Origin of the sequence: Pseudomonas sp., from assembly GCF_033723075.1 — a bacterium.
Taxonomy (GTDB): Bacteria; Pseudomonadota; Gammaproteobacteria; order Pseudomonadales; family Pseudomonadaceae; genus Aquipseudomonas.
In genome coordinates this window covers 25,482-44,533 of record NZ_JAWVXU010000028.1, presented here as the reverse complement: position 1 = coordinate 44,533, position 19,052 = coordinate 25,482, and the positions used below count along the sequence as shown (strand labels likewise).

Sequence of the window (19,052 nt, the reverse complement as noted above, 5' to 3'; positions counted from 1 at the left end):
GACCATCAACGGTGTCACCGTGGCCATCGCTAATCTGGCCGGCAGTACTTTCGCCGGCACCAACGGCACCCTGACCATCAGCGCCTACAACGCAGCCACCGGCGTGGCCAGCTACAGCTATGAACTGACCAGCCCGACCACTGATGGCCTTGGGATCGAAACGGATACCTTCAGCCTCAGCGTCTCCGACGGTACGGTCAGCTCGGCGCCGGCGAGCATCATCATCGAGATCGTCGACGATGTGCCCAACGCGGTGGACGACAGCCACAGCATCGCCGAAGACACGCTGACGCCGATCAGCGGCAACGTGCTCAGCAACGACCTGCATGCCAACGGCCAGCCGGGTGCGGACACGCCAACCAGCTTCGTCAGCTGGGCCAGCACCGCAGCCAGCTACGGCAGCTTCAGCGACACCGGCAATGGCGGCTACAGCTACCTGCTGAACAACGCCAATCCGGCGGTGCAGGCCTTGGACAGTGGCGAGAGCCTTACGGAAACCTTCAGCTACACCATGCAGGACGCCGACGGCGACCTGGACACCGCAACCCTGACCATCACCATCACCGGCAGCAACGACAGCGCCCAGGTGGTGACCGCCGCGCTGCACGGTCCCGATGAAACGGTCTACGAAAAAGGTCTGACTTCGGTAGCGGACACCAGCGAAACCACCAGTGGCCACTTCACGGTATCGGCCACTGACGGCATCGCCAGCGTTACGGTCGGCGGGGTGACCCTGAGCCTGGTGCAACTGCAGGCCCTGGCAACAAGCAATCAGGTCATCAATACGGGAGAAGGGCTGCTGACCCTGACCGATTACAGCGGTACGGACAGTGCAGGCACGCTGAGTTACAGCTACACGCTGAGCGCGACCATCGACAACGACAGTCACGCAGGTGCGACCGGCACCCATTTTGATGACAGCGTCACGGTCAGTGTGCTGGGCGTAGGCGGCAGTGGTGCCAGCGACGAGCTGGTCATCCGGATCGTCGACGATACGCCGACGCTCACCACTGTTTCGCCGGCATCGTTGAACAATGATCCATCGGGTTACGCGACAGGTACCTCTGACCCTGTTATCGGCGCAGATGTACCTGGAAGCGCTGATTTGACCGGCAATATTGCTGGCTGGGATGGCACTAGCGTCACGTTCGGCGCATCGTCGCTAACTTCGGGCGGTAATACCGTTTATTACTCAGTCAATCCCGGCGATATGGGCGTGCTTTACGCCTTTACCAGTACAACGCCAGCGCCCTATACCGGGGGGGCGGGTCAGTCGCTGATATTTACCCTGACATATGATGTGGCAGGCAATTATGTAATTGATATGAACGGTAAGCTGGATGGCCCTACCCAGATATTTGGTGCGACTTTCAACCAGAATATTGGCGGCAACCAGGATTACCTGTTGCTGACGGATACAGGTGCGCTCTACAAACCTACGGATTCAATTCCAGCCGGGCAGACGGTCGTTATGTCAGTTGACTCTTCGGTGGGGACGGTGAATTCAAGTCAGCAGGGTCTGGCGGCGGATAGTCAATGGATAAGTGGTGGTACGGCACTTTACTTCTCCTATGCCAGTCCGGTGGTCAGTGCACAGTTTTCCATTGATATTCAGAGTTCGGATACAACGAACGCGGTCAACTGGACTGTCTATGGCCAAGACGCGTTGGGCAATAGCGTCACCGAGAGTGGCACCACGGTATTTACCGACGGTGTGCTGACCGCTATTCCTACGGTGTTGACGGGGATAACCCGAATAGACCTGTCTGATACCGGGGGTTCCGGGTTCCGGGTGAACGGTTCCTCGATCGTTGACCGGATCGAAGAAGACCCAATAAGCACATCTTTTTCCGTCGCTGTTATTGATGCTGATGGTGACCAGGCATCGGCCACACTGGACGTTGTTTTTCAGCCGCAGTTTACAGGCCAGTTGGTGGTTGGCTCCAACGCCAACGACGTGGAGGGAAGTGCCGCTCTCTATGTGACTCCAGCAGGGGCGGGGGTCATTACGGGCAAAGGAGGGGACGATATTCTGGTGGGCGATGAGGGGCGCAGTGACCTCGTTGGAAAAAATGTCAACATGATACTTGCGCTCGATTCCTCCGGCAGCATGACGACGAATATCAGCTTCAATGGGACGACCATGAGTCGCATGGCCGCTCTCAAGTTAGCCGTTAATGGCCTGCTCTCGGGACTCGCGGTCAGTGCTGCGGACAATGTGCGCATCCAACTTGTCGATTTCAGTAATTCGGCCCAGAGCCTTGGGATTTTCGATATCAAGGGAGGGGAACTGATTGCCGCGCAAAATGCGGTAAATGGTCTGCTTGCCAACGGCTGGACGAATTATGAGGCGGGCTTGCAAGTGGCCTTGAACTGGGTCGCGAGTGTGGGCGCTGACGCCCCATATACAGGGGCCAATGTGATCAACCAGGTTGTGTTCGTTTCCGATGGTGCGCCGAACAGTTGGCTGACCGGAGACTCAACCAACCTCAACAATACCGTGACCAATGGTGCTACCAGCACGGCGGTTGCTCATGTACTGGGTATACATAACCCGTCGGGCCAGCAGAATGACGACGGCGTAAGTGAAGTAGCTTTGCTCGAGGCGAGCTTTGGACAGATTCAGGCGGTCGGCATCAATGTGGGCGGTTCGGCGCTCGATATTCTCAACCAGATCGAGGGCGAACTGTCCTCCGTCAACCCTGACGTCGCCAGCAATATAACCACCGGTGAGCAACTGGCGAGTGTGCTGGCCGACTTCAATCCGGCGACTCAGCTATATGATGCAGGCAATGACACTATCCTGGGCGGCGCGGGAGATGACCTGATTTTTGCTGATGTGCTGTATACCGATATCCTGGCTGCCGCTGCGGCGCTGACTACTAACCCGGGTGCGGGTTGGCAGGTGTTTGTTGCATTGGAAGCCGGTGCCGGAGCGGGTGCATACGCCACATGGGCCCGTGCGGATACGGTGGATTATGTACTGACTCACGCGGATGAACTTGGGCAGGAGTCTGGGCGTGCACTCGGCCATGACAGCATTGATGCCGGTGCAGGAAACGATCTGGTGTATGGGCAAGAGGGCAATGACATCATCTCCGGCGGCAGTGGCGATGATGTCTTGTTCGGTGGTTCGGGCAACGATACGCTGCTCGGCGGCGATGATGACGACCTTCTGATCGGCGGCCTTGGTGCCGATGTCATGACCGGTGGTGCAGGGCAGGATAGCTATATCTGGCAGCCAGACACTTTGGGCGATGGAGTCGATCACATTACCGATTTTTTCATCGACACCAGCGGGACCGGTTCGGATGTGTTGGATTTGTCGCAATTGCTAACTGGTGTGGATACGAGCGTCGGGAGCTTGCAAAGTTACCTGGACTTCGCCTTCGCCGGAACGACCACCACTATTTCGGTGAATGTCGATGCGAGCGGTCCGGTTGAACAGCAGCTAGTGCTGGATAACATCAATCTGTCGACGTTCTATGGCACGGCAAATGAGGCCAGCATAATCACCAATTTGCTCGACGATAATGCGCTTAAGGTAGATACCGTCTAGACCGCTACAAAACTGCCCGCTGCCATACCTTGGTGGCGGGAGGTTATATCTGTCTTCCGCCTGGTGCAATTGATAGGCCCGTATGCAAAGTATCTGCAGTCAACGTGCACTCAAGGGGATCGATCCGTGCGGGGTTTATCTCTAATCAAACAACACGCGCCATTCATGCAGCCCGGGTTGGCTGGCGAAATCGTGTAGGTACCCCCACGGCAGTCTGGGGTCGCTCTGCGCCTGGACCATGGCCGGGGGCGAGCTCGCTGAATTCACCGCCGCATCTGCCGTGTCTCCGCCGATCATGGCTGGAGAAACGGCTGCATCCAGCGGCTTTGCCGTGAGTCAGCGGTTAGGCTCGTGCGGGTGCGGCTAACGCGGATTGGGCAGGGTTTTCTGTTTGAGGATGTAGAGGCTCACCAATAGTGCGCTGGTCAGCATGAAGGCGCGGGCCCAGAACAGCGGAACCAGGTAGCAGGAGAGGGCGATGCTGAACCACATCAGGGCGATGCTGTAGACCTTGGCCTTGAGCGGGATGCCCTGGCCCTCGAGGTAATCGCGAACCCACGGACCAAGTCTGGGGTGCAGCACCAGCCACAGATAGAAGCGCCTGGAACTGCGCACGAAGCAGGCTGCGGCCAGTAGCAGGAACGGCGTGGTCGGCAAGACCGGCAGAAAGATCCCGATCACCCCGAGTGCCACGCACAGCCAACCCAGGGTCAGCAGCGCACAGCGAATCAGCGGATTACGGTTTTCTACAACGTCACGCGCCATGGCCGTGGCGCAGGCTTAATGGTGGCGGGGTTTGAGCAACGCTGGCTTTTCTTCCGGGGCCTGGCACAGCAGGAATAGTGCGGTCAGCAGTTCGGGGATTTGCTCGACCATGCTGTCTACCAGGTCGCGGTCACTGGCGATTTCGGCGAACTCTGCCTGTTCTTCGAACAGGCCGGAGGCGACCATGATCGGCAGCAGCAGTTCGCTGACCTCGTCTTCGGCATCGTCGAACCAGGCGGCTTCACGCAGGAACACCCCTTCCATGAAACCGATGCACCAGCCACGCAGATCGGAGTCGTCCGGATCATCGCCGAGGTCGAGCTCACAAGGTACTTCCGGATCGTCGTCGCTGGCCAGTTGGCGGGCGATATGGGTCTGCAGTTGCACCAGGGTGGCTTCGATATCGTCGCGCTCCTCGTCGCTGCGGTAATGCGGCGGCTCGGAGAACAGGGCATCGATCCACTCGCGCTCCGGTACCGGGTCGGGACAGATCGACAAGGCAGTGAGGTAGCCGTGGGCGGCCACGTAGTCCAGAGCCTCTTCGTGCAGCTCATCGGCGTCGAGGAAGACTTGCAGGCGGGACAGTTGCTCGGCGAAGGACATCGTGGGGCTACCTTGAAGAAGTAAACGAGGATGGATTCTAGTCCAGACCTGCTACAGCGGCCATAGTTCTAGGAAAATGCGCAGCGAAAAAACAGATCAAAACTCAGTCGGGCAAGCAGGTGCGTATAATGCGCGGCTCGTTTCGGAGACCTTTCATGCTCGACCAGGCACTGCGCATCCTCAAAGACGTTTTCGGTTATGACAGCTTCCGTGGCCGCCAGGGGGCGATCATCGAGCGCGTGGCGGGCGGCGGTGACGCCCTGGTGCTGATGCCGACCGGCGGCGGCAAGTCGCTGTGTTTTCAGGTGCCGGCCTTGCTGCGTGAGGGCTTGGCGGTGGTGGTGTCGCCCCTGATTGCCTTGATGGATGATCAGGTCGCTACCCTCGACGAGTTGGGGGTGGCAGCAGTGGCCCTGAATTCCACCCTGAATGCCGAGCAGCAGCGCGAGATCGCCGAGCGGATCAACCGCGGCGAAATAAAAATGCTCTACCTGGCCCCGGAACGCCTGGTGCAACCGCGCATGCTGACCTTTCTGCAGCGTCTGGACATCGCCCTGTTCGCCATCGACGAGGCGCATTGCGTGTCGCAGTGGGGGCATGACTTCCGCCCGGAATACCTGCAGTTGGGCCAGTTGGCCGAGCTTTTCCCCAATGTGCCACGCATCGCCCTGACCGCCACGGCGGACATGCGCACCCGTGAAGAAATCGTTCAGCGCCTGCATTTGCACAACGCCGAGCGCTTCCTCTCCAGTTTTGACCGGCCGAACATCTTTTACCGCATTGTGCCCAAGGATCAGCCGCGCAAGCAGCTGTTGGCTTTTCTCGCCGAGCGCAAGGGCGATGCTGGCATCGTCTATTGCATGTCGCGCAAGAAGGTCGACGAGATGGCGGCGTTCCTCACCGAGCAGGGTTTTCCGGCGTTGCCTTACCACGCCGGCCTGGCCAACGAGCTGCGCGCCTATCACCAGAAGCGCTTCCTCAACGAGGAAGGCCTGATCATGGTGGCGACCATCGCCTTCGGCATGGGTATCGACAAACCCAACGTGCGCTTCGTCGCCCACCTGGACCTGCCCAAATCCCTGGAAGCCTATTACCAGGAAACCGGCCGTGCCGGCCGCGACAGTCTGCCGGCGGATGCCTGGATGGCCTATGGCCTGCAGGACGTGATCTTTCTCAAACAGATGCTCAACAACTCCGAAGGCGACGAGCGGCATAAGCGCGTCGAACAGCACAAGCTCGACGCCATGCTCGCGCTCTGCGAGGAAACCCGCTGCCGCCGTCAGGTATTGCTGGCCTATTTCGACGAGGACATGCCACAGCCCTGCGGCCACTGCGACAACTGCGTCGACGGGGTGCAGACCTGGGATGCCACCGAGCCGGCGCGCCAGGCGCTCTCGGCGATCTACCGCAGCGGTCAGCGTTATGGTGTTGGTCATCTGGTCGACCTGCTGCTCGGCCGCGACAACGACAAGGTGCGCGGCCCGGGCCATCAGCACCTGTCGGTATTCGGCGTCGGCAAGGCGTTCAGCGAGGGCGAGTGGCGCTCGTTGTTTCGCCAGCTGGTGGCGCGCGGCCTGGCGGATGTCGACCTCGAGGGCTACGGCGGCCTGCGTCTGTCCGACAGTTGCCGGCCCTTGTTGCGCGGTGAAGTGACCCTGCAATTGCGCCGCGATCTGAAACCGCAGCACACGGCGAAAACCTCCAGCAGTGCTGCCAGCCAGCTGGTCCGCGGCGACGAGCGCGAGCAATGGGAAGCCCTGCGCGCGTTGCGGCGCAAGTTGGCCGAGGAGCATGCGGTGCCGCCCTATGTGATCTTCCCCGACGCCACCCTGCTGGAAATGCTGCGCAGCAAGCCCGGCACCCTGGCCGAAATGGCCCAGGTCAGCGGGGTCGGTGCGCGCAAGCTGGAACGCTATGGCGAGGCCTTCCTCGAAGTGCTGGGCGGTAATGCCGAGGCGCCGCGGGTGGTGCTTGACCTGCGGCATGAACTGGTCAGCCTGGCCCGTGCCGGCATGACCCCGTTGCAGATCGCCAGCCAGCTCCAGTGCAGCGAGAAGAACGTCTACAGCCTGCTGGCCGAGGCCATCGGCCAGCAGCAGCTTTCCCTGGAGCAAGCCCTGGATCTGCCGGAAGAGCTGCTCGGCGAGATCCAGGATGCCTTTCTAGATGGTGAAGGCGAGCTGCCGCCGGTGGCTGAAGTCAGCGGTTTGTTCGTTGGGCGGGCCGAGGACGGCGTGTTGTACTGCGTGCGTGCCGCGTTGCAGGCCGAGTTCGGCGCCTGAGTCCGCGACGTCCTCAATGCAGGGCAGATATTCGGCAGTTTTAGCTGCTTTTTAACTCTCTTTTGGCCAGCGCGAGCGTCTATCGTCGACTGTTCAGCCCTACCGAGGATGACCTGTGTGTCAACGGGTGACATACCGAGAGTTTGCTGGGGGCTTGCTCTCGGGGTTGCGGTTATGGTTAGCTCACTAATAATTAGATTTTGATATTTAAAGAGCCGTTTAGCCATGACGCAGTCGCAGTTGGATCCACACCGTTTCGCCATGCAATTAGCCCAGTTGTCCCGCTCCTGGCGTGCAGAGCTTGATCGTCGTCTGGTCGGGCTTGGTCTGTCACAGGCGCGCTGGCTGGTGCTTTTGCATCTGTCGCGCTTTGAAGAGCTGCCGACCCAGCGTGAGCTCGCGCAAAGCGTGGGGGTCGAAGGGCCAACCCTGGCCCGGCTGCTCGATAGCCTGGAAGCCCAGGGGCTGGTTACCCGGCAGGCAGTACCGGAAGATCGCCGCGCCAAGAAAATCGCTCTGAGCCCGCCGGCGCAGCCGTTGATCGAAAAAATCGAGGCTATCTCCACCCAGCTGCGCAAAGAGCTCTTCGCCGGTATCGACGAAGAAGAGCTGCGCCGATGCCAGCAAGTGCACGCACGGATTCTGGGTAACCTGGAAAAACGCTGATGGGGCAAGACCTGGCGGACTTGCAGGCGCGTTTCGGTCCACGCTACCCGCGCTGGTTGCTGGGCATATTGATGATCGGCAGCATGGCCATGGTCCTGGCCTCGACCAGTATCAATGTGGCCCTGCCCGCGATCATGCTGGATTTTTCGATTGGCCGGCCGCAGGCGCAGTGGCTGTCCACCGGTTTCCTTGCGGCCATGACCGCCGGCCTGTTATTGGCCGCTTGGGCGCACTCGCGTTTTGGCGCCAGGCGCACTGCGCAGTTCGGCCTGTGGCTGTTCGTGTTCAGTTCATTGCTGGCACTGGTCGCCCAGGACGCCTGGCAACTGATAGCCCTGCGCATCGTCCAGGGTCTGTGTGCCGGAATCGTCCAGCCATTGGCCATGGTGCTGATCTTTCGCGTATTCGTTGGCGGCGGTCGGGGCATGGCCTTGGGGTTCTACGGCCTGGGAGTGATGGTTGCGCCAACGTTGGGGCCGACCATCGGCGGCTATCTGGTCGACCACTTTGGCTGGGGCGCCGTATTCTGGTTGCCCTTGCCCATGTGCGGCCTGGCGCTGCTGGGCGGGCAGTGGTTGTTGCCCAGTCAGCGGGAAAAAAACACGCCTTTGCTGGATGTATGGGCGTTCGTTCTATTGTGCGTGGGCTTGTTCGCCTTGCTCGCTGCGCTGGCCGAGGCTCAGCGCTTTGCCTGGCTGACGCCACGGGTATGGTTGTCCGGTCTGCTGGGTACGCTGGCATTTATCGGCTTCTTCACCCGTAGCTGGCGTAGCGCCAAGCCGCTGCTGCCGTTGCATTTGTGGCGGCATGCCGGCTTTCGCAATGCCAGCTGGGTGGCGCTGACCCTGGGCATGGGCCTGTATGGCTCGACCTATCTGATTCCGCTGTACCTGCAAACAGTCGAAGGCTACAGCGCCGGCCGCGCCGGCTTGCTGCTATTGCCAACAGGGGTGCTGATGGGCGCCGCGTCCTTTGTCGGTGGCTGGCTGAGCGATAGGCAGTCGGCGGCCTTGCTGCTGGTCAGTGGGTTGCTGATTTTCGCCCTGTCTGCCGCAGGTTTCGGCTGGATCGAGCAGGGCGCCTCATTCGCCGTGCTGTGCTTCTGGGCCTGTGTCGGGCGGGTCGGGCTCGGGCTGCTGTTGCCGGCGCTGAGCACCGGGTCTCTGGATATCCTCAGTGCGCAGGAACTGGCTCTGGGTGCCGGTGCCATTACCTTCGTTCGTCAGTTGGGTGGAGCGTTTGGCGTCAATTTGCTGACTTTTTTTCTCGAGTGGCGCCACGGTCGTGAAGGCGGTGATCTGGCGGCCGAAGCCGTGGCGTTCCAGCAGAGCTTCTGGCTGATGGCGGCAGTCTTTGCCCTGACGGTGCTGGCGGCTTGGCGCGTGCGTTCAACAAAGCACTGACAGCCGGCACACAGGCAACATGCAGTGGGGTTGTGGGGTCATTATATTGACTGTTTTCCGTTGCTTTTGCGTATGATGGCGTCCTGCCGTACCACTATGTGCGCATTAATGCACGCAGGCTGGTAAATCATAGCCATACTCACTCATTAGCCGGGTTCGACATGGAATGTTCCCCCCCGACATGAGAATTTGCTGCACCCACTGTTTTCACCACTGACGGAAACACACGCCAAGGCGTGGAGTGGTGTGACGACTCGGGAGCGGAGTCAGCGGGAGAGTTCATATGTCTCGAGTTCGGCAATTGCTGTTCGGCCTTGCTTCAAGCTCGGCATTCTATTCCGGGGTAGTACCGGCCTTGGGGCTGGGCGAAATCACCCTGCATTCAGCGTTGAATCAGCCGCTAGAGGCTGAAATCGAATTATTGCAAGTCGCCGACCTGAGCAGCAGTGATCTGTTGGTGCGGCTTGCATCTGCCGATGTATTCAACCGCTCTGGCGTCGATCGCTTGTTCTTTCTCAACGATCTGCGTTTCACCCCTTTGCTGCGAGGCGGCAACAGCGTGATTCGTGTGGTGTCGAGCCAGCCGGTGCGTGAACCCTATTTGAACTTCATCGTCGAAGTGGCGCGACCCAATGGTGCGCTGCTGCGCGAATACACCCTGCTGCTCGATCCGCCCGGCTCATCGGCCTACCGCACCGTCGCTGCCGCGCCTGAGGTTAGGGCAGCGTCCGAGCGCCCGCTGGCTTCGGCAACGCCTGCTGCGCCGCGCGTCATGCCTGTCGCCGAAGCGGGTGCGCGTTATCGGGTCGTCAGTGGTGACAGTCTGTGGAAGATCGCCGCAGATTTGCGCGCTGCCGGTAGCCAGGCAGCGCAGCAAGCGCTGATGGACGATATCCATGCGCTCAATCCGCAGGCATTCAGTGGTGGCGATATCAACCGCCTGCGGGCCGGGGCCGATCTGCTGCTACCGGATGCAGCCCGGGCGGGCAGTGCGCCGATCGCCTCCGCTGATACTGCTGCGGCTGCCAGTGTGCAAGCCCTGGCGCCCGGTGAGCCGCCAGTCGATTCGCAGGCCGAACAGATGGCAAAAATGCAACGGCGCCTGGATCAGGAGTTGCTCAGTCAGGCTGAGGAAAATCTCAACCTGCAGCAGAGCATTACTGATCTGCAGGCGCAGTTGCAGCAGCTGCAGGCGCAGGTGGGCGACAAGGATCAGCAGCTGGTTGAATTACAAACCCTGTTGGCGGAGCGTCCTGCGCTCGCACAAGCGTCTCCGGCGCCTGCCGTGGCGGAGCCTGCGCTGGTTGAGCTGAACGAGTCGGCGGTGGCGCCGAGCCGCAATTGGTTGAGTGTCGGTGTGGCTGCGCTGGTCTTGTTGCTGGTCAGCCTGCTCGGGTTGCTCTGGCGTAACCGGCGTCCGCTTGCGCCGTCAACGCCGCAGGCCCAGCCAGCTTCCAAGCCGCCGGCAAAAGAGCCCGAGCCACCTGCGCAGGCGTTGCCGGCGGCTCCCCAGGTCAGCATGGCCAAGAACGTCACTGCCGTTTCGGCCAGTCCCGCCGACGCATTGGAAGGCGCGAATATCTACATTGCCTATGGCCGTCTCAGTGAAGCCGCTGTGGTTCTCGGTAAGGCGCTTGAGCTCCAGCCAGAGCGCAGCGATATTCGCTTCCGACTGCTGGAAGTGCTGGCCCAACAGGGCAATGTCCAGGCCTTCGTCGAGGAGGAAGCAAGGTTGCGCAATGCCGGTTTCACGGCGGCACGTATCGATCAGCTCAAGGCGCGTCACCCCGGTTTGCTCGATGCGCCCATGGCTGCTGACACTCTGGACGATGCTGTTTTGGTGCTGGACGAGACGCAGGCGCCAGTGCAAGTGGATAAAAACCTGGAGGATGATTTTCAGCTCAATCTGGATGACTTGTCGCTGGATGCGGATTGGGATCTGGTTAGCCCGTTTCCAACCAGCATGCGTAAGAAGACATTGGCGTCGACTTCGGAGTTTTTCGAGCGTGAGGACCTGCCGGAGGTTTTTGAGTCGGCGGGCAATCGCGATGCACGCAGTCCCTTTGCCCAGTCGATGCTGGTCGAAGAGGCATCGGCGGATGACTGGTTGCAGGAAGATCTGGATGAGGGTTTCAAGCAACCCCTCGCCGATGAGAGCAACCTGTTGCACGACCTCGATCAGTTGGCCGGGAGCCGTGACAACCTGGCCAAGCTCAACCTGGCCCTGGCTTACATCGACCAGGGCAGTCTGGAAAGTGCGTGCAACATCCTCAATGAAGTCATCAGCGATGGCGATGACGAGCAGAAGCAGGAAGCGCGCGAGTTGCTGGCGAAAATTGCCTGAAGAGATGGTTCGGCCTGCTCGCTGATCGGGGCGTCACTTAAAAAGGCCCGCATACCTGTGCAAGGTAAGCGGGCCTTTTTACGCTGCAACCCGGGGTGCGGGGTTATCATGATTTTTTTGTGTAGGCAGAGTGGTTTATGTCCAGCAGCAAGGTTGAAGTGACCATCACCTATTGCAGTCAGTGCCAGTGGCTGTTGCGCGCAGCCTGGCTGGCCCAGGAATTGCTGTCGACCTTTGCCGATGATCTTGGCAAGGTCAGCCTGCAGCCTGGCACCGGTGGGGTGTTTCGCGTCACCTGTGATGGCGTGCAGCTATGGGAGCGCAAAGCCGACGGCGGTTTTCCCGAAGCCAAGGTGCTCAAGCAGCGCTTGCGCGACTTGATCGATCCCGCGCGTGATCTCGGCCACAATGATCGTTCGAATGGCGCCTGATCGTTCGGTCAGCTTTAGTGCTTGCGGACTTGCTCTCTAGCTGCCCAGGCGCTAGGGTTCCCAGCTCGGTCAGTCTAGCCGTCACGATGTTGGAATCTTAGTGAAAACCTCGCCAGAAACCTGTTTGCAATTGTCTTTTCGACCGCCCCGGGCCACCGCAAATTGAACGCGCCGTCTAGAGCCCTATTGCTGCTGGCGCTGGTGGTGGCAGCGATCAATCTGCGCCCCGGCATTACTTCTCTGGCCCCGCTGATCGAGCGGATTGCCGATGAGCTGGCATTGAGCCGGAGCCTGATCAGTCTGACCACGGCATTGCCGGTCCTGTGCATGGGATTACTGGCGCCTTTCGCGCCGCGCCTGGCGTTGCGGGTGGGGCTGGAGCGCACCATCGCCTTGTGCATGGGTGTGATCGCCGCCGCCTTGTTGATGCGCCTGGCCGGCCAGTCCAGTGTTGTGCTGATTGCCAGTGCGGTGTTGCTCGGTGCCGCCATTGCGATTGCCGGGCCCTTGCTGTCGGGGTTTATCAAGCGCCACTTCGCTGGGCAGATGGGCACCGTGGTTGGCTGGTACTCCCTGAGCATGGCCATTGGCGGCGCCTCCGGTGCGGTGCTGACGGCGCCAGCCACGCAACTGTTTGGCGGCAGTTGGCCGCAGGGGCTGGCGGTTTGGGCCTTGCCCGCGGTGTTGGGGTTGCTGTTGTGGCTGTGCCTGCCCAGTCAGGCCGAGCCTGCGGATGCCGCCGAAGCCGGCAGCGGTTTGCCATGGAAGCAACCGCGGGCCTGGTTGATCAGCTGTTTTTTCGCGCTTCAGGCAGGGCTGTTCTATGCCTTGGCAACCTGGGCGGTGGCGCGTTACCACGAGGCCGGTTTGACCCTGCTGCACAGCAATGCGCTATTCAGTATCTCGATGCTGATGGGCATGCCCAGTGCGTTCCTGTTGCCCTGGTTGGCGCAGCGTTTCGGCAATCGTTATGGCTTGTTGGTCGCCTGCGGCGTGGTGGCATCCGTCAGTCTGGCGATGATCACCTTCGTGCCGACCTTCGCGCCGGAGTTGTGGGCGGTCACCATTGGCCTGGGGCTTGGCGGTTCATTTGCCTTGTCCCTGGTACTGCCGCTGTACGAGGCGGGTTCGCCGCTGGCGGTCAGTCGCTGGACCGCGATGATGCTTTGCATGGGCTACAGCATGGCATGTCTGACTCCGGTCCTTACCGGGCTGGCCCGCGATCTTGCAGGTCACTATCAGTTACCGTTCATGGTGCTGACCAGCCTGGCGCTGCTGATGACCGGGCTGGGCTGGGTCATGCGCCGCGGCCCGCGCCATACCTGATCAGGCGAGTGTGAGCCGGCCGGCAAAACGACAAAGTTTCCCAGCTGTTCCTTTCTTGGCACCCGGCGCTGTGATAGAAGGCAGCCTTGATTTTCTGGAGTGCCCGTGTGGAGTCCGAATCCATCGTTTATGGCTGCATTCGCGACTGGCCATCCGATAGCCCGGTGCAGAGTCGTCTGCGTCGCCAGATCAACCACAAGGTGCTGGGCGAGTTGCCGGCTGGCGAGACCTGGCCATTTCTCGGGCGCGAGATGTTCGCCTTTTGCCTGCAGCCCGGAGAAGGCCTGTACCAGACCCAGGTGATTCACTTCGGCGCCAGTTACCGCGCAGTCGAGTATGAGTGGAGCCTGTGGGTCGGGCAGTTCGAGACGTTGCTCAAACGCCTGTATTGGGCCAGTGCCGTGGTCCATCTGGAAACCGAACTGAGCGGTACTCATACCTTCCGCTGGGAGTCGGATAACGGCTGTCACAGTCCCCAGGAAGGTGAGTTGCGGGTGCGTTGTGCCTGGGAGCGCGAGGGCGGCCTGCGCGGCTGAATGCCGGGCAGCCGCCTATCCAGGCGTTCAGGGTTTAGGTTGGCGATACAGGTCGATCAGTACCTGGTCGAGAATCGATGACGCGCCCCAGGGCCGCGAATCATTGAGAATCGCCACCACTGCCCAGCTATTGCCATTGCTGTCGCGGCTGTAGCCGGCGATGGCGCGGACATTGTTCAGGGTGCCGGTCTTGATATGCGCCTCGCCGGCCAGCGCGGTGCGGTGCAGGCGCTTACGCATGGTGCCGTCCATGGCCACCAGCGGCAGGGAACTGATGAACTCGGCGGCATAGGGGCTTTTCCAGGCGGCCTGCAGCAGCTGCGCCAGTTCACGTGCGCTAACGCGTTCGTCACGCGACAGACCGGAGCCATTCTCGATCACCAGGTGCGGTGCGGTAATGCCCTTGCGCGCCAGCCAGCCACGGATCACCCGCTGCGCAGCCTTGGCATCGTCGCCGTCGGCCTCGTTGCGGAACTGTGCGCCGAGACTCAGAAACAGCTGACGGGCCATGGTGTTGTTACTGTATTTGTTGATGTCACGGATGATCTCCACCAGATCCGGGGAGAAGGCACGCGCAAGCAGGCGGGCTTTTTTTGGCACATCGGCGAGGCGATCATCGCCAAGGATCTTGCCACCCAGCTCCTGCCAGATAGCTCGCACGGTGCCGGCCGCATAGCCAGGATGATCGAGCAGGGACAGATAGGTCTGGGCGCTGCAACCCTCGGCCAGTTTGCCGCTGACGATCACGGTAGTGCCGTCGAACTGTTTCACCGGGTTGTAGCGCACATCCGGCCAGCCTGGGCATTTGCCTGATGGCAAGGCCTTGACCCGATTGTCGATGCGGATCTCGGCGATCGGTGGTTCGACTGCGATGTGCACCTTGCCGCCGTCGGTGCGGGCGACGAAGCGCAACGCCTTGAGGTTTACCAGCAAGGCGTCGGGGGTGACCAGATATGGTTTGTTGGTGTCGCCGCCGTCATCGTTGAAAGACGGTAACGTGGGTTGGTTGAAGTGGCTGCGGTCAAGTACCAGGTCGCCGCTTATCTGGTGCACGCCGTTGGCACGCAGGTCGCGTAGCAGTAGCCAGAGTCGCTCCATGTTCAGCTTGGGGTCGCCACCGCCTTTGAGGAACAGATTGCCGTGCAGCACGCCATCTTTCAGCGGGCCGTCGGTGTAGAACTCGGTTTTCCACTGGTGCGTCGGGCCGAGCAGTTCCAGCGCGGCAAAGGTGGTCACCAACTTCATGGTCGAGGCCGGATTGACCGATACGTCGGCATTGAAGAAGGTGCTGGTGCCCGGGCCGGTAAGCGGCAGGGTGACCACCGACAGCGACTGGCTGCTGATCTTGCTGGCTTTCAGCGATTGCTGGACCTTGACTGGCAGGCTGCTGTTGACGGCAGCATGCAGGGGCAAGGCGAGCGGCAGGAGCAAACCGGCGATGGCCAGTGGGCGCAAGATGTTGGTCATGGGCGGATACCCTTCAGGCGAAGAGTGGAGCTGGCGCGAGGCATGTACGGCTGATCCCGTCGAGGTTTTGTGAATTGCCGCACATTATGCATCAGGGGCGCCATGTCTGCGTCGCTCTGCGACCGGTGCAGGGGTGCAGTCAGCGACTTTATTTGTGCAGCGTCGGTCGCCTGGCTGGCAGAGAGGCGGGCAATTCGTACGGCAAGCTGCTAAAGTGCCGCGCGTTATCACTCTTGAGGATTGTTCCATGGCTACTAACCGTTCCCGCCGTCTGCGCAAAAAACTCTGCGTGGATGAATTCCAGGAGCTGGGTTTTGAGCTGAACCTGAACTTCAAAGACGATCTGGCCGAAGAGGCCATTGACGCTTTCCTCGAACAGTTCCTGCGTGACGCCATGACCGCCAATGGTCTCGGCTATGTCGGTGGCGATGACTACGGTCTGGTATGCCTGGCCAAGCGTGGTTCGGTCAGCGAAGAGCAGCGTGCCCAGGTCGAAGCCTGGTTGAAAGGTCGTGATGAGCTGGTCGACATTACCGTCAGCCCGCTGATGGACGTCTGGTATCCGGAAAGCACTATCAATACTCCGGCCTGATGTCTGCGGCCGGGCATGCTGCATGCCCGGCCGTGGCTTTTCGCTTGTCCCTCCGCGGTTAGGCTCCAGCCAACCGCTGCCTAGCCCGCCAGTCCGGCTTTCGTCAGCACGGCGTGCTCGTCTACCCCATCGATCTGTTGTGCCTGCATGAAGCGTTCGGCGTAGTGCCGATAGATTTTTGTGCGCACGAACAAGCCAAACAGTTCCGGGTCTATGTGCGCGTTTTTGCACATGTCCGCCATGATGTTCAGCGACTCCGAGAGCAGCTTGCCCTTTTTGTAGGGGCGATCCACGGCGGTCAGTGCCTCGAAAATATCGGCTATCGCCATCATGCGTGCCGGCAGGCTCATCTGCTCGCGGCGCAGGCGTTTCGGGTAGCCGCTGCCATCCATTTTTTCGTGATGGCCCCCGGCGATCTCCGCGACGTTGTGCAAGTGGGGCGGGAAGGGCAGGTGCTCGAGCATGCGGATGGTCTGCACGATGTGGTGGTTAATGATGTAGCGCTCCTCACGCGTCAGGGTGCCACGGCCGATGCTCAGGTTGTACAACTCGCCACGGTTGAATTTGTGTTCGGGAACCTCGAGCTTGAAGCCCCATGGATTGTCGGCCGGGATGACTTCGCTGGCTGGGCGCTCGATCAGGTGTTCGGGTTTGTCGGCCAGCAACGGTTCCTCGACCGGCAGGCTCGGTGCCGGCCGCCGTTCATGGCGTTTGGCTTCTTCCCAGGACAGGCCGAGGCGGTCGTCCAGGGTGCGCATCCAGGTGCGTTTGGCGATCTGCTGCAGGCGCGCCAAGTCCCCATCGGCCATGGTTTCGCCGCCCAGGTTGCTGCGCGCGACGAAGGCGAACTCGTCGTCCAGGGTGGCCAGCAATTCATCGCGCAGGACCGCCAGCTGCGCCTGATCACCAGCTTGCGCACAGCCTTGCCAGTAGGCGATCCAGGCATCGCGCTTGAGCACCTCGAAACGCATGCGCACCTCATGCATGCGGTCGTAGAGCGTCTCCAGCTTGGTCGCCTTGTCCACCACGTATTCCGGCGTGGTGACCTTGCCGCAATCATGCAGCCAGGCGGCGATATGCAGCGCCTCCCATTCCTCGTCGCTGGGCCGATAGTCGCGAAAGGCCGTCTCTTCACTGTCTGCCGCTGCGCGGGCCAGCATCAGGGTGATCTCCGGCACGCGCTGGCAGTGGCCGCCGGTGTAGGGACTCTTGGCGTCGATGGCGCCAGCAATCAGTTGGATAAAGGCATTGAGCAGCTGTTTCTGTCGTTCCAGCAGGCGCTGGCTTTCGATGCACAGCGCTGCGACGCCGGAAACCGCCTCGACGAACGCCACGCGCTCGGGGCTCTGCATGGCCAGATCGGATGGCTCGCCACGGTCGCAGTGCATCAGCACCAGCACCCCGAGGGTATCGCCCTGGCGGTTGTGCAGGCCGGTGGCAACCAGGTGCATGCGTGGGCTGTCGAGGGACTGCAGCAGGCTCTGGTAGTCACCGGCCTGGTCGAAGCCGATCGAGCTGACGGTGCTGTCGCCGCCGCTGGCCGGTTGTTGCAGCCACACGGGCAGCTGGTCGGTGACCTTGTCGTAGCCGAGTATGCCGTGCTTGCCGAGGCTGTGCTGGGTGCCGTCGAGAAACAGGCCATAAGGCTCCAGGCGTCCGCTGTCGGCGTCGATCAGGTAGATCAGGCCGCCGTGGGCCGCACTGATGGCTACGGTTTCTTCCAGCACGCGCTTGAGCAGGGTATCGAAGCGGGTTTCGGCCGAGAGGCTGGCGGCGATGTCGAGGAAACTGGAAATGGTCTCTTTCATTCGCGTCATGGACTCGGCCAGTTGATCCACTTCCAGTACCGGCGAGCGCCCGCTGGCGGGGTAGTCGAAGTCGAAGCGACGGATCGCCTCGGCCTCCAGCACCAGCGCCTTGAGCGGCTTGACCAGAAGGCGCGAGGTCAGCCAGCCCAGCGGTAGACACAGCAGCAGGGTGGCCAGGGTGACCAGCGCGCCTTGCCAGCGGATGCGGTAGGCGTCGGCCAGCAGTTCGTCTTCCGGCACCAGTAGCGCCAGATGCAGGCCTTGCGGTCCGCCTTCCTGCAGATGGCTGCGCGACACCACCCAGCGCTGCTTGCTCAGCTCCATCACGCCTTGCTGTGGGGCATCCTGGTCATCGTCGAGCAGGGCCGCGAGTGCGGGGCTGAGGTCGCGGGCCGGGGTCAAGTGCGGTTCGCCGTTGTGCATCATCAGCAGGCGCGTGTTGTCGGGATAGGCCACGGTATTGCCGCTGGCGTCGAACAGGACTACTTCGCTGCTGGTTGTGACCTGGTGCTGGGCCAGGGTTGCGGAAAGGTCGGCCAGGGTCAGGTCCGCGGCCAGTACCGTAGTCTGCCCGGCGCGTCTGGCCAGGGTGGTGCCGACTTCCCGGGTGGAGAAAAACACATAGGGCGCGGTAGTGATTTGGTTGCTGTCCAGGCGGGCGCTCTGGTACCAGCTGCGGCTGCGTGGATCGAAGTCTTCCTGCAGACGCTGGCGTTGCGCGATCAGGTTCAGCGAACCGTCGAAGAACAGGTAATTGGCTTCGATAGCGGTTTCGCTGCGCTCGATCGACCAGACCTGGTATGCCGCCTCGGCGGGAGCGTCGAGCAGCTGCTTGAGGGCATCGTTGCGTAGTGGCCGCACCATGAAGAAGTCGCCATCGGCATAGCCGAGGTACAGCGAGGCCAGCTTGGGATTGTCGCGCAGAGCCTGGGTTAAGGGTTTCAGCAGCTCCAGGCGCGCCTGCAGGTCGGTCGCCTGGGTAGCGTTGTCCAGCACCAGCAAACTGAGCAGATGGCGTATCGGCTGGTAGGTGTGGAGGAGATCCTTCTGCACATCCTGGCGGATGCGCTCGAACAGTTTGGCGCTGCTGGAGACGATGATCTGAGAGTTCTGCTGGTAGTTGAACAGCCCCAGCACCACACCGGTCAGCAGTAGCAGTAGGGTGAACAGCACACTGATATGCACGTGCAGGGGGAAGCTGCGGTTGCGGGTTTGAGCGATTTTGAGCATCGCGCCTCACTCCATGGATTGCGTCCGGGCTCAGCAAGCA

At 61.1% G+C, this 19,052-nt stretch carries 13 protein-coding genes; 9 read left to right on the top strand and 4 right to left on the bottom strand.

Annotated features, from left to right (window positions below; all coding sequences use genetic code 11):
• The first annotated feature begins 19 nt into the window (after positions 1-19).
• Positions 20-3,559, top strand: coding sequence for a type I secretion C-terminal target domain-containing protein (locus R3355_RS22195; RefSeq protein WP_318963252.1), 3,540 nt, complete (start codon positions 20-22; stop codon positions 3,557-3,559).
• Between the two features lie 363 nt (positions 3,560-3,922).
• On the opposite strand, the gene R3355_RS22190 is transcribed toward R3355_RS22195, so the two are convergent.
• Together R3355_RS22190 and R3355_RS22185 are read right to left on the bottom strand one after the other, a co-directional pair.
• A complete protein-coding gene (locus R3355_RS22190; RefSeq protein WP_318963250.1) occupies positions 3,923-4,324 on the bottom strand; it encodes a YbaN family protein in 402 nt (133 codons plus the stop codon).
• Between the two features lie 15 nt (positions 4,325-4,339).
• Positions 4,340-4,927 (bottom strand): YecA family protein, encoded by a 588-nt coding sequence (locus R3355_RS22185; RefSeq protein ID WP_318963248.1) that lies wholly within the window; start codon positions 4,925-4,927, stop codon positions 4,340-4,342.
• 155 nt (positions 4,928-5,082) lie between these two features.
• Between R3355_RS22185 and recQ the strand changes: the two genes are divergently transcribed.
• The 7 genes from recQ (at position 5,083) to R3355_RS22150 (ending at position 13,915) form a co-directional block, all read left to right on the top strand.
• Positions 5,083-7,209 carry a DNA helicase RecQ gene (recQ, locus tag R3355_RS22180; RefSeq protein ID WP_318963247.1) on the top strand — a complete coding sequence of 709 codons (2,127 nt, stop codon included), beginning with the start codon at positions 5,083-5,085 and terminating at the stop codon, positions 7,207-7,209.
• Positions 7,210-7,434: 225 nt separating this feature from the next.
• Positions 7,435-7,875 (top strand): MarR family transcriptional regulator, encoded by a 441-nt coding sequence (locus R3355_RS22175; protein ID WP_318963245.1) that lies wholly within the window; start codon positions 7,435-7,437, stop codon positions 7,873-7,875.
• Positions 7,875-9,278 carry a DHA2 family efflux MFS transporter permease subunit gene (locus R3355_RS22170; protein ID WP_318963244.1) on the top strand — a complete coding sequence of 468 codons (1,404 nt, stop codon included), beginning with the start codon at positions 7,875-7,877 and terminating at the stop codon, positions 9,276-9,278. The genes R3355_RS22175 and R3355_RS22170 overlap by 1 nt, the downstream gene beginning before the upstream one ends.
• Positions 9,279-9,561: 283 nt before the next feature.
• A complete protein-coding gene (locus R3355_RS22165) occupies positions 9,562-11,622 on the top strand; it encodes a FimV/HubP family polar landmark protein (protein ID WP_318963243.1) in 2,061 nt (686 codons plus the stop codon).
• A gap of 137 nt (positions 11,623-11,759) precedes the next feature.
• Positions 11,760-12,053 carry a SelT/SelW/SelH family protein gene (locus R3355_RS22160; protein WP_172147466.1) on the top strand — a complete coding sequence of 98 codons (294 nt, stop codon included), beginning with the start codon at positions 11,760-11,762 and terminating at the stop codon, positions 12,051-12,053.
• Between the two features lie 192 nt (positions 12,054-12,245).
• A complete protein-coding gene (locus tag R3355_RS22155) occupies positions 12,246-13,379 on the top strand; it encodes a CynX/NimT family MFS transporter (RefSeq protein WP_318947767.1) in 1,134 nt (377 codons plus the stop codon).
• Positions 13,380-13,486: 107 nt separating this feature from the next.
• Positions 13,487-13,915: a hypothetical protein gene (locus R3355_RS22150; RefSeq protein ID WP_318947734.1), complete on the top strand. Its 429-nt coding sequence runs from the start codon at positions 13,487-13,489 to the stop codon at positions 13,913-13,915.
• A 27-nt stretch (positions 13,916-13,942) separates the two neighbouring features.
• On the opposite strand, the gene dacB is transcribed toward R3355_RS22150, so the two are convergent.
• Positions 13,943-15,382 (bottom strand): D-alanyl-D-alanine carboxypeptidase/D-alanyl-D-alanine-endopeptidase, encoded by a 1,440-nt coding sequence (dacB, locus tag R3355_RS22145; protein ID WP_318963241.1) that lies wholly within the window; start codon positions 15,380-15,382, stop codon positions 13,943-13,945.
• A gap of 247 nt (positions 15,383-15,629) precedes the next feature.
• Between dacB and R3355_RS22140 the strand changes: the two genes are divergently transcribed.
• A complete protein-coding gene (locus R3355_RS22140; RefSeq protein ID WP_318947739.1) occupies positions 15,630-15,974 on the top strand; it encodes a YggL family protein in 345 nt (114 codons plus the stop codon).
• 80 nt (positions 15,975-16,054) lie between these two features.
• Here the strand turns inward: R3355_RS22140 and R3355_RS22135 are convergent, their stop codons facing one another.
• A complete protein-coding gene (locus R3355_RS22135) occupies positions 16,055-19,012 on the bottom strand; it encodes an HD domain-containing phosphohydrolase (RefSeq protein ID WP_318963240.1) in 2,958 nt (985 codons plus the stop codon).
• Between the last annotated feature and the right edge of the window lie 40 nt (positions 19,013-19,052).